Below are 11598 nucleotides of genomic sequence, written 5' to 3' on the forward strand. Positions count from 1 at the left end.
GACAAAACAGATTAAACCGCCCTCGTGGCGGTTTTTTTATGCCTAGAAATCGCCAGGCTTAGGCTGCCAGCTGCAGAAGTTCTGGTTCGCCACCAGCAACAGCTGTGAGCCTTCCGGGGCTTCCAGCCAGGCAATGCTGACGTCGAGGGATGAGTGGCTCTGGCGGCGAGCTATATGGCTCAGGGAGGCGCTATCAAGCTTCGGTGATAACGTTTCACCTTCGCAGGTCGTTACCGTGCCGTTCTGGTGCCAGCGCCCCTGGCGCAGCACAACGTGGCCAATGCGCAGCGCTTCGCTGGTCTCACGAATACGATTGGCGTTGAACTGGTACAAAGCCACCTGATCGTTAGAAAGCTGCTGCTTCTGGCTATTCACTTCCCGCTGCATAAAGCTTAGTTCGCCGTGGTCATCAAAGCGGACTTTGACATGCTCCGGCTGCTTGCCCTGAATATTGAGTTCGATAAAGGTCAGTTTGTCGCCCTGCCAGCGGTATTCACCGGTGGTGGTTGCGCCGTGCTGCCACGGACTAAATGCGGTAAGTATGTGGGTGGACTCATCGGCATTGTCTTTTCGCCAGATGCGCACCACGCCCTGATCGGCAACATAACCGGTAGCGGTAAAAGGAGGGAGTTTATTGCTGCTGCATGCCGTGAGCACCAGTGCACCCGCCAGCGCCAGTAGCGGACGCCAGACGGACAAAAGGGGCGTAAACGCCCCTCTGTTAAAACTGTTCACTGACACGCGTTAACTTACTTAACCGCGTCTTTCAGTGCTTTACCAGAAACAAATGCCGGCACGTTAGCAGCAGCAATTTTGATTTCTTTACCGGTCTGCGGGTTGCGGCCAGTGCGCTCAGCACGGTGGTTCACTTTGAAGGTACCGAAACCAACCAGTTGTACAGCATCACCTTCTTTCAGAGACTCAGTAATTGCAGCCAGAGTGGATTCCAGAGCAGCTTTAGCCTGTGCTTTAGACAGGTCAGCCTTGTCAGCAATTACATCAATCAGTTGAGTCTTGTTCATAAGTTATCCTTACAATGTGTTTATCGCTTGCTAAGCATCGAGTGCGACGGAAATGCCCAAAAAGCACTCTCCTGCATACACGCACCGATAGCCACTTTTATTCGCCCCACAAATGTAGACCAGACGGGGGGTTAATTGGAAGCCTCCAGGGAGGACAAATCAGACTGTATGTCACGTTTTACTGTCTTACTGCTGCAAATTTATACCGATATTACTGATGCCAGCCTCTCGGAGGTCAGCACGAAGCCCTTTAATGAGCTCAATATCGCGTTCTTCGCAGTCCGCCAGCAGCCGGAAAATCTCCCACTGAATGTCCCATTCTTCTTCTACCGCCGGGTTTGCTCTCAACTCCTCGTCGGTCATTTCACGACCGGCCTGAGTCATTTCCAGCATCGCCACCGAAGTGATTGAACATTTACTGACTTCGATTGCGTGCTCCAGCGTTTCACCCGAGAGACGCGAGTGAATAAGTTCACTCAACGCCACGCACGCGTCAATCGCCGGATAGACACCGTAGATATCATAGTCGCCAGCCGCAGGAATTGCCTCTTCAAGTTTCTCTAACTGACTATCAAAGTTCACTTTGGCGTCTTTCACCGTTTGGGTTTCCCAAATCAGGTCAAGGATCTTGCGATAAAGCTGAGGATCGCCAAAACCGGTTTGCTGGCAAAACATGGCGTAGTTCGGGTACATACGCTCACACAAAGAGGCCATAAAGGTGACGTGCTGCCAGCTTTCCAGCTTCTCCAGGCGTAAATGAATAGGGTTCTGTAACATGACGGTGTCTCAAAGACGGAAAATTAGCGGCAGTTTACCTGAATCACCTGCCGATTGCTTGCAGGCGCTTAAAAGCGGGGCGTCCGGAGGCAACGGCATCGGCCCAGCGGGTCGGCTCCGGCAGGCGATAGCCGGCCATGCAGCGCTCAACCCAGGTTAACGCGCCGTCGAGGCTTACGCGGTGCCCGGTAGAAACAAACAAGGGATTGCAGCGTTTTTTACTGCGCCAGACCCAGGCAAGTTGTTCATCTTTATCCATTAACGCTGCACGGGCGCCGGGCTCGTCGTCCAGTGCCTCAAACTTCCCGCACAGCCGCTTTTTCGCCACGCCGATGGTTGGTACGTCCACCAGCAGGCCAAAATGGCTGGCAACACCTAAGCGGCGGGGATGAGAGATGCCGTGCCCGTCCACAAACACCAGATCGGGTTTCCGGGAAAGCATGCCCCACGCCTCAAGCAGCGCGGGATATTCTCGAAAGGATAAAAAACCGGGGATATAGGGCATGGTGGTGGCAATTCTTGCCACCTGATATTCAACCAACTCAAGAGAGGGGTAGCTCAACAAAACGATGGCCGCGCGGGTGACATCCCCACCCTGTTCAAAGCCGACATCGGCCCCGGCGATCAACCGCGGCGGATCCTGGTCAAGGCGATCTTCGCGGATCACCTTTGAGGCCAGATCCAGCTGCTGCTCCCGTAGTATGGCGAGCTCCATCTCTTGCGACCTTAAGCGCGGTGGTATTGCGCGGACAGGCGATGCACTGATTCCACAAAGACCCCCGCATGTTCCGGCGGCACGTCCTGGTGAATACCGTGCCCGAGGTTAAAGACGTGCCCTTCTCCCTGGCCGAAACCAGCCAGAATGGTGGCAACTTCTTCCTCGATACGTGCCGGCGGAGCATAAAGCATAGAAGGGTCCATGTTGCCCTGCAGCGCAACCTTATGCCCTACGCGACGACGGGCGTCCGCGATGTCCGTCGTCCAGTCGAGGCCCAGCGCGTCGCAGCCGGTTTCCGCCATCGCTTCCAGCCACTGCCCACCGCCTTTGGTGAACAGCGTCACCGGCACGCGACGGCCCTCATTTTCACGCAGCAAACCATCGACGATTTTGTGCATGTAGTAGAGTGAGAACTCTTTGTAATCACGCCCGCTCAGCACGCCGCCCCAGGTGTCAAAGATCATGACCGACTGCGCGCCCGCACGAATTTGCGCGTTCAGGTACAGCGTCACGCTCTGGGCCAGTTTATCCAGCAACAGGTGCAGCGCCTTCGGCTCGGCAAACATCATTTTCTTAATTACGGTGAAGGCTTTGCTGCTGCCGCCTTCCACCATATAGGTTGCCAGCGTCCACGGGCTGCCGGAGAAGCCAATCAGCGGCACTTCCCCCTTCAGCTCGCGGCGAATGGTGCGCACCGCGTTCATCACGTAAGCCAGCTCGCCTTCCGGATCGGGAACCGGCAGTTTTTGAACATCGGCCAGGCTTTTAATGGGGGAGCTAAAGCGCGGGCCTTCGCCAGCTTCAAAGTACAGCCCAAGCCCCATCGCGTCCGGAATGGTCAGAATGTCCGAGAAGAGGATCGCCGCATCCAGCGCATAGCGGCGCAGCGGTTGCAGGGTGACTTCGCAGGCCAGCTCGGCGTTTTTGCACAGCGACATGAAGTCACCCGCCTGAGCACGCGTTGCCTTGTATTCTGGTAAATAACGCCCGGCCTGGCGCATCATCCACACAGGGGTGATATCTACCGGCAAGCGCTGCAGGGCGCGCAGGTAACGATCGTTCTTCAGTTCAGTCATTTTTACCTTTCCTTTAGCTGTATCGCCGCAGTCTATCACTCATAGTCCGCGCGACACAGGGCGACGGTATCTTCAATTAAGCGGCGCGCCACGGTGCCTGGCGGAGGCAGAAGTGGCAGTTGGTCATAGCGATACCAGCCCGCATCCAGCAGCTCTTTCGGGTCAATGTTGATTTCACCGCTGTGATAATCCGCCATAAATGCGGTCATCAGCGACTGTGGGAACGGCCAGGGCTGAGAAGTCACGTAGCGCAGGTTTTTCACCTGAATGCTGCTCTCTTCCATTACTTCACGAGCCACCGCCTGCTCCAGCGTTTCACCTACTTCGACAAATCCGGCCAGCACGGTATAAACGCCGTTGCGGTGGCGAGTGTGCTGAGCCAGCAGGATATGATCGTCCTTGCGAATGGCGACGATAATGCAGGGGGCGATTTGCGGGTAATAGCGTTCCCGGCAGTGCCCGCAGAGCATCGCCCATTCGCTTTTGCTGAAGTGCATTTCATGGCCGCAGTAACCGCAATACTTATGCGAGCGATAAAACTCGGCCAGTTGAACGCCGCGCCCAGCCAGCTGGAACAGGCCAACATCGCGATCCAGGAGCTGGCGCAGTGAGCCCATGTCCGAGTGGCGGTTTTCTCTAATCAGCCAGACGGGTTCACCTTCCCACTCACCGATATCCAGGGCACGGCTGCCCACAAGCTGAAATTCTGCCGCGCTACCGTGAGGTAAGTCACCCTGTGGCAACCATATTTTTTGCTCATGGCTGACTATCCACCAACCATGATCTAAGTTTTGAATAACACGTTCCATAACCTGGTGCACATCCCCGTGTTCACTGATATAAACAATTAGTTTTTACTTTTTTGGGTTAGTTTGCGTTCAATCTTTTAACTCACGGAGTCTCAATCATGCTGAACCAGTTAGCCAATCTGACTGAGCGCGTTGGTGGTAGTAATGAGTTAGTTGACCATTGGCTGCAGGCCCGTAAACACCTGTTGGTTGCCTATTACAACATGGTCGGGATCAAGCCTAACAAGGAATCGCACACCGCGCTCGACGAAAAAGCGTTAGACAACTTTTGTCACGGTCTGGTGGATTACCTCTCTTCCGGTCATTTCAGTATCTACGAACGAATCATCGGCAACCTGGAAGGTAGCAGCCCACTGCTAAGTGCAGCACAGCTCTACCCTCAACTGGAAGCTAATACCCAGCAAATCATGGACCTCTACGACTCTCACCTGGAAAACGCCATTGACCGCGACAGCTGGGTCGAATTTCAGCAGGCGCTGTCGGAGATTGGCGAGTGCCTGGAGTCCCGCTTCACCCTTGAGGATAAGCTAGTCCTCCTGGCCATCGATAACAACCTTGACGGCAGCGCCAGCGATCCCGCCGGGCTGGCAAGTCCAGCTTGAGTTGTTAGCTATTAACGAGTAATTTACAACTTTCCCACCGCAAGGTGGGATCATTCTTGTCGGAGTGCCGAGTGCGTTATGCACCGGCTGAGACCGTTAATTCGGGATCCGCGGAACCTGATCAGGTTAGAACCTGCGAAGGGAACAAGAGTAATTCTGTCTTTGGGTGCACCCGTTCTCGGGCGGCCCATATCCATTACTCCTTCCGTTGTCCTGACAAGCCATATCCTGACTAAACCTGGAATGAGCTATGTCTGCATCTGAAAAAAAATCAGGCCGCCGCGAACAGCGCGCCGCCGCCCAACACTTTATCAATACGCTTGAAGGCACCGCTTTCCCTAACTCCCGACGCATCTATCTGACCGGGTCACGCGAAGATATCCGCGTCCCAATGCGCGAAATCCAGCTAAGCCCGACGCTCACCGGCGGGAACAAAGATGCCCCGCAATATCAGCCAAACGACGCGGTCCCCGTCTACGATACCTCCGGCCCCTATGGCGATCCCGACATCGCCATAAACGTGTTAAACGGGCTATCTCCCCTACGCAGTGCCTGGATTGCCGATAGGCGTGACAGCGAACCGCTGGATGAACGCAGCTCGGCTTATACAAAAGCGCGTCTGGCCGACGACGGCCTGGACGAATTGCGCTTTGAAACTCAGTCAAAACCTCGCCGGGCGGTAACCGGAAAATGCGTCACCCAACTGCATTACGCCCGACAAGGCATTGTCACCCCAGAGATGGAATTCATCGCTATTCGCGAAAATATGGGGCGCGAGCGTATTCGTGATGCCATCCTGCGTCACCAGCATCCAGGCGAAGGGTTTGGTGCCAGCCTGCCAGAAAATATCACGCCGGCGTTTGTCCGCGATGAAGTCGCTGCCGGGCGAGCGATTATTCCCGCCAATATCAACCATCCTGAATCAGAGCCGATGATTATCGGCCGCAATTTTCTGGTGAAGGTCAATGCCAATATCGGCAATTCGGCGGTCACGTCCTCCATTGAAGAAGAAGTGGAGAAGCTGGTGTGGGCCACTCGCTGGGGGGCTGACACGGTGATGGATCTCTCAACCGGCCGCTACATTCACGAAACGCGAGAATGGATCCTGCGCAACAGCCCGGTACCCATCGGCACGGTGCCTGTCTACCAGGCGCTGGAGAAGGCGAACGGTATCGCTGAAGACCTGAACTGGGAAATGTTTCGCGACACGCTGCTGGAGCAGGCAGAGCAAGGCGTGGATTACTTTACCATTCACGCAGGGGTGCTGCTTCGCTATGTCCCGATGACCGCGAAACGCCTGACCGGTATCGTTTCACGGGGTGGGTCGATTATGGCGAAATGGTGCCTGTCCCATCATCAGGAAAACTTCCTGTATCAGCACTTCCGCGAAATCTGCGAAATCTGCGCCACCTATGACGTTTCTCTTTCCCTGGGCGACGGCTTACGCCCGGGCTCCATTCAGGATGCCAACGACGACGCTCAGTTTGCCGAACTGCATACGCTGGGCGAGCTGACCAAAATTGCCTGGGAGTACGACGTCCAGGTGATGATTGAAGGCCCGGGGCATGTGCCGATGCAGATGATTCGCCGCAACATGACAGAGGAACTGACCCATTGCCACGAAGCACCTTTCTATACTCTTGGCCCACTCACAACCGATATCGCGCCGGGCTATGACCATTTCACCTCCGGTATTGGCGCCGCCATGATCGGTTGGTTTGGCTGCGCGATGCTTTGCTACGTCACGCCGAAGGAGCATCTCGGTCTGCCAAACAAAGAAGACGTTAAGCAGGGGCTGATTACCTACAAGATTGCCGCTCATGCCGCGGACCTGGCTAAAGGGCATCCGGGGGCACAAATCCGCGATAACGCGATGTCCAAGGCACGTTTTGAATTTCGCTGGGAAGACCAGTTCAACCTGGCGCTCGACCCCTTCACCGCTCGCGCTTACCACGATGAAACGTTGCCGCAGGAATCCGGCAAAGTCGCGCATTTCTGCTCCATGTGCGGCCCTAAGTTTTGCTCTATGAAAATCACACAAGAAGTGCGCGACTACGCCGCAAAACAGGCGATAGATGCAGGCATGGAGGATATGTCTCAGCACTTCCGCGACCGGGGCGGTGAAATTTATCTCAGACAGGAGGAAGTATAATGTCCAAACTCATTTTCCCGGCTACGTCACGCCGACTGGGCCTTTATCCGGTCGTCGACAGCGTGGAATGGATCGAGCGTCTCCTCGGCGCAGGCGTCAAAACCATCCAGCTTCGTATCAAAGACAAACGCGATGAGGACGTTGAAGCTGACGTCGTGGCAGCCATTGCGCTCGGTGAACGTTACAACGCCCGCCTGTTCATCAACGACTACTGGCGACTGGCCGTCAAACACGGTGCCTACGGCGTACATCTCGGCCAGGAGGATATGGATGTCGCCAATCTGGCGGCGATAAGTGAAGCCGGGCTTCGACTGGGGCTTTCCACCCACGACAACATGGAAATGGACCGCGCCTTAAGCGCTAACCCGTCCTACATCGCGCTGGGCCATGTCTTCCCCACCCAAACCAAGCAGATGCCCTCTTCCCCGCAGGGGCTGAACAAACTGACAGAACATATTCAGACACTGGGTGATTACTCCACCGTTGCCATCGGCGGGATAAGCATCGATCGCGTGCCTGCCGTCTTAGCCACCGGCGTGGGCAGCGTCGCCGTCGTCAGCGCCATTACGCAGGCTCCCGACTGGCGAGCGGCAACCAGGCAATTACTTGAACTGGCAGGCACCGGCGATGAATGATGCAGATTTTATGCGCTACAGCCGCCAGCTTTTGCTGGAAGATGTGGCGATTGAAGGGCAGGAAAAACTGCTGTCCAGCACGGCGCTGGTCGTCGGTCTCGGCGGCTTAGGTTCACCTGCCGCCCTGTATCTTGCCGCCGCGGGCGTAGGCAAACTTATCGTCGCGGACGATGACAGGGTGCATATCAGCAACCTTCAGCGCCAAATCCTGTTTACCTCAGAGGATATTGAGCGCCCGAAATCTTCCGTTGCCCACCAGCATTTGCAGCGCCTGAACCCAGGCGTAAAAATTGTTCCGCTGGCGGAAAGGCTGGCGGGTACCTCGCTGGCCAAAGTCGTGCGCGAGGCCGATGTGGTGCTGGACTGCTGCGACAATATGGCAACCCGTCAGGCGGTAAACGCCGCCTGCGTGGCCGCAAATAAACCACTTATCACCGCCAGCGCCGTCGGCTTTGGCGGCCAGATGATGGTGCTAACGCCCCCCTGGGAACATGGCTGTTACCGCTGCGTCTGGCCTGACGAGAGTGAACCTGAACGGAACTGCCGCACCTCTGGCGTTATCGGCCCGGTCGTGGGCGTGATGGGCACCCTTCAGGCGCTGGAGGCCATCAAATTGCTTACCGGGATGGCACCTGCTACCGGCGCTCTACGTTTATTTGACGCCCGGCAGCACAGCTGGCGCACGCTGACGATGCAAAAATCAGCCACCTGCCCGGTCTGCGGAGGTCACGATGCACATTCAGTTTAACGATGAACCTCTGGAGTTGACTCCCGGCCTGACGCTCGCCGCCCTTCTGGCCCAGCTGGATCAGGGCAAAGCTGGCGCGGCGCTGGCCGTTAACCAAACCATTATCCCGCGCGAACAGTGGAGCAGTTATCTGCTTCGCGAGGGCGACACCATTCTGCTGTTTCAGGCAATTGCCGGGGGCTGATATGTTACAGATTGCCGATAAAACCTTTTCCTCTCGCCTGTTCACCGGCACAGGAAAATTCTCTTCCAGCCAGGTGATGATCGACGCGATTCGCACTTCTGGCTCACAGCTTGTCACCATGGCGATGAAACGCGTCGACCTGCGTGGCCACAGCGATGACATCCTGCTGCCGCTGCAACAGGCTGGTGTCCATCTTCTGCCCAATACTTCCGGGGCGAAAACGGCGGAAGAAGCTATTTTTGCGGCTCAGCTTGCCCGCGAAGCGCTGGGAACGCACTGGGTTAAGCTGGAAATTCATCCTGACGCCCGCTATTTACTTCCGGACCCGATTGAAACGCTGAAAGCCGCTGAAGCCCTGGTGAAACTGGGATTCGTGGTGCTGCCTTACTGCGGTGCCGATCCGGTGTTGTGCAAACGCCTGGAAGAAGCCGGCTGCGCGGCCGTGATGCCGCTCGGCGCTCCGATTGGTTCAAATCAGGGTTTGCAAACCCGCGCGCTGCTGGAAATCATCATTGAGCAATCCCGCGTGCCGGTTGTCGTAGATGCCGGGATCGGAGCCCCAAGTCATGCGGCCGAAGCGTTGGAAATGGGTGCCTCTGCCGTGCTGGTAAATACTGCCATTGCGGTCGCCCGTGACCCCGTGCAAATGGCTCAGGCGTTTCGTCTGGCCGTTGAGGCCGGGAGTATTGCGGCACAGGCCGGGTTAGGTTCACGCCACCAGCAGGCGCAAGCCTCCAGCCCGCTAACTAGCTTCCTGCAGTTTAGCGAGGAGAATGCCTGATGGCAGACACCTTTACCGACCACTGGCGGCAGCTGGACTGGGACGATATCACCCTGAGTATTAACGGTAAGACGGCGGCGGACGTCGAACGGGCACTTCATTCACCCCGCCTGACGCGGGAGGATTTAATGGCTTTGCTATCCCCCGCGGCCAGCCGCTATCTGGAGCCTCTTGCCCAGCGGGCGCAGCAGCTTACGCGCCAGCGCTTCGGAAATACAGTCAGTTTTTACGTGCCGCTCTATCTTTCTAATCTGTGCGCCAACGACTGTACCTATTGCGGCTTTTCCATGAGCAATAAGCTGAAACGCAAAACGCTGGATGAAGCGGAGATTGAGCGTGAATGCGAGGCAATTCGGGCGCTGGGTTTTGAACACCTTTTGTTGGTCACCGGCGAACATCAGACGAAAGTCGGCATGGATTATTTCCGCCAGCATTTGCCGGCTATCCGCAGCCGCTTTAGTTCGCTGCACATGGAAGTTCAGCCGCTGGACGAGCATGAGTATGCCGAACTCAAGACTCTCGGGCTTGATGGCGTGATGGTTTACCAGGAAACATACCATCCGGCAACCTACGCCCAGCACCACCTGAAAGGCAACAAGCAGGACTTCTTCTGGCGGCTGGAAACACCCGACAGGCTGGGACATGCGGGCATTGATAAAATTGGCCTTGGCGCGCTGATTGGGCTGTCGGACAGCTGGCGCACCGACTGTTTTATGCTGGCTGAACATCTGCTCTGGCTACAGCAGCGTTACTGGCAAAGCCGATATTCTATCTCCTTCCCACGCCTGCGCCCGTGCACCGGCGGCGTAGAGCCAGCCTCAATCATGACTGAACAGCAGCTGGTGCAGGTGATCTGCGCGTTCCGTCTGCTTGCGCCGGACGTGGAGCTGTCGCTTTCAACCCGAGAATCACCGTGGTTCCGCGACCATGTGATCCCGCTGGCGATTAATAATGTCAGCGCGTTTTCAAAAACCCAGCCGGGCGGCTATGCCGATAATCACCCGGAACTTGAGCAGTTTGCTCCGCACGATGGCCGAACGCCGCAGGAAGTTGCCGCCGTGCTCCGTCAGTCAGGTTTACAGCCTGTCTGGAAAGACTGGGATCACTTTTTGGGGAGGAGTGCGCAACCCTGATGTAACACACTGCAAGGGGAAGGATAAGTTTCGGTATTTACCGTAAGAACGCCGCCAGGCCATTGCCGCTTATCTGCCGATCCAATACTGTCCTCCGGTCAGCACAGATGACTGACCGGAGCGGCAGCAAAGGCTCCTTCATGCCGCTCCGCCTTCACAATTCCTGTCTTGATTCTTCGAGAAAAAGCAAAAATGTAACCGGTTTCAGTTTTCCAGGGTTTCTTTTGTGATACCTGACACACAATCGGGTTAAAGCGGTTGTTGCCGCCCCCTCTGACGGATAAATATCTCTGTATCCTTCGGACATTGAGAGCGAACTATGAAAAATATCGTGTTGTGTTGTGCTGCAGGTATGTCGACCAGCATCCTGGTTCAACGTATGGTTGATGCCGCACAAAAGAAAGGCATCGAGGTCTCAATCAAGGCTGTGCCCGTGGCAGAGTTTAAAGAGAACATCGAACGCGCCGACATCGTTCTGCTTGGTCCGCAGGTGAAATACGAGCAGGCCAAACTTCAGGCTCTTGCCGATCCTCTGGGTAAAAAAGTCGCCGTTATCGACATGATGGATTACGGTTTGATGAAGGGCGACGTGGTGCTTGATAAAGCCCTGAAAATGATGGAGTAAGATGTGGAAGATTTAGAATCAATTATTATGGAACTGCTGGTCAATGCCGGCAGCGCACGTAGCCAGGCCCTGACCGCTCTGCAGCTGGCGCGTAAAGGTGACTTTGAGGGTGCCGAGAAGGCAATGGAAGAGTCACACGAATTCGTTAAACACGCCCATAAAATCCAGACCCAGCTGATTGGCCTGGATGAAGGCTCCGGCAAACTGCCGGTCAACCTGATTACCGTTCACTCTCAGGATCACCTGATGAACGCCATGGTAATTCAGGATCTGGCTACCGATATGATTGAGCTTTATCGCCGTCTGCCGCTGGTGAAATAAGTTCGCCCAGCCTGA

15 protein-coding genes are annotated in these 11598 nt (G+C 55.8%); 9 read left to right on the forward strand and 6 right to left on the reverse strand.

The features are described 5' to 3' along the window. Positions 1-42 precede the first annotated feature (42 nt). From VW41_18100 to nudC, 6 genes are all read right to left on the reverse strand, one after another. Entirely contained in the window at positions 43-735 is a 693-nt protein-coding gene (locus VW41_18100) for a membrane protein (protein ID AJZ90793.1), read from the reverse strand. Between the two features lie 14 nt (positions 736-749). Continuing rightward, positions 750-1022, reverse strand: coding sequence for a DNA-binding protein (locus VW41_18105; protein ID AJZ90794.1), 273 nt, complete (start codon positions 1020-1022; stop codon positions 750-752). A gap of 186 nt (positions 1023-1208) precedes the next feature. Continuing rightward, the gene (locus tag VW41_18110; GenBank protein AJZ90795.1) at positions 1209-1799 is read right to left on the reverse strand and encodes a hypothetical protein; all 591 of its coding nucleotides are present in this window, start codon (positions 1797-1799) and stop codon (positions 1209-1211) included. 43 nt (positions 1800-1842) lie between these two features. Beyond that, a complete protein-coding gene (locus tag VW41_18115) occupies positions 1843-2514 on the reverse strand; it encodes an endonuclease V (protein AJZ90796.1) in 672 nt (223 codons plus the stop codon). A gap of 11 nt (positions 2515-2525) precedes the next feature. Next, positions 2526-3593 (reverse strand): uroporphyrinogen decarboxylase, encoded by a 1068-nt coding sequence (gene hemE, locus VW41_18120; GenBank protein ID AJZ90797.1) that lies wholly within the window; start codon positions 3591-3593, stop codon positions 2526-2528. A gap of 35 nt (positions 3594-3628) precedes the next feature. After that, positions 3629-4402: an NADH pyrophosphatase gene (gene nudC / locus VW41_18125; GenBank protein AJZ90798.1), complete on the reverse strand. Its 774-nt coding sequence runs from the start codon at positions 4400-4402 to the stop codon at positions 3629-3631. 98 nt (positions 4403-4500) lie between these two features. On the opposite strand from nudC, the gene VW41_18130 reads away from it, so the two are divergent. From VW41_18130 to VW41_18170, 9 genes are all read left to right on the forward strand, one after another. Next, on the forward strand, positions 4501-5004 hold the full coding sequence (locus VW41_18130) for an anti-RNA polymerase sigma 70 factor (protein ID AJZ90799.1): 504 nt from the start codon (positions 4501-4503) through the stop codon (positions 5002-5004). A 250-nt stretch (positions 5005-5254) separates the two neighbouring features. After that, positions 5255-7156 carry a thiamine biosynthesis protein ThiC gene (locus VW41_18135; protein ID AJZ90800.1) on the forward strand — a complete coding sequence of 634 codons (1902 nt, stop codon included), beginning with the start codon at positions 5255-5257 and terminating at the stop codon, positions 7154-7156. Then, the gene (locus VW41_18140; GenBank protein ID AJZ90801.1) at positions 7156-7791 is read left to right on the forward strand and encodes a thiamine-phosphate pyrophosphorylase; all 636 of its coding nucleotides are present in this window, start codon (positions 7156-7158) and stop codon (positions 7789-7791) included. Before VW41_18135 ends, VW41_18140 begins: the two co-directional genes overlap by 1 nt. After that, complete coding sequence (locus tag VW41_18145; protein ID AJZ90802.1) at positions 7784-8539, forward strand: molybdopterin biosynthesis protein MoeB; 756 nt, start codon at positions 7784-7786, stop codon at positions 8537-8539. The genes VW41_18140 and VW41_18145 overlap by 8 nt, the downstream gene beginning before the upstream one ends. Next, positions 8523-8723 (forward strand): thiamine biosynthesis protein ThiS, encoded by a 201-nt coding sequence (locus VW41_18150; GenBank protein AJZ90803.1) that lies wholly within the window; start codon positions 8523-8525, stop codon positions 8721-8723. The genes VW41_18145 and VW41_18150 overlap by 17 nt, the downstream gene beginning before the upstream one ends. 1 nt (position 8724) lies before the next feature. After that, positions 8725-9504, forward strand: coding sequence for a thiazole synthase (locus tag VW41_18155; GenBank protein AJZ90804.1), 780 nt, complete (start codon positions 8725-8727; stop codon positions 9502-9504). Further along, positions 9504-10637 (forward strand): thiamine biosynthesis protein ThiH, encoded by a 1134-nt coding sequence (gene thiH / locus VW41_18160; protein ID AJZ90805.1) that lies wholly within the window; start codon positions 9504-9506, stop codon positions 10635-10637. The genes VW41_18155 and thiH overlap by 1 nt, the downstream gene beginning before the upstream one ends. A gap of 319 nt (positions 10638-10956) precedes the next feature. Continuing rightward, a complete protein-coding gene (locus VW41_18165; GenBank protein AJZ90806.1) occupies positions 10957-11262 on the forward strand; it encodes a PTS cellobiose transporter subunit IIB in 306 nt (101 codons plus the stop codon). A gap of 3 nt (positions 11263-11265) precedes the next feature. Beyond that, positions 11266-11583 (forward strand): PTS lactose transporter subunit IIA, encoded by a 318-nt coding sequence (locus VW41_18170; GenBank protein ID AJZ90807.1) that lies wholly within the window; start codon positions 11266-11268, stop codon positions 11581-11583. Positions 11584-11598 lie beyond the last annotated feature (15 nt).

This window comes from Klebsiella michiganensis (assembly GCA_000963575.1).
Classification (GTDB): Bacteria; Pseudomonadota; Gammaproteobacteria; order Enterobacterales; family Enterobacteriaceae; genus Cedecea; species Cedecea michiganensis_A.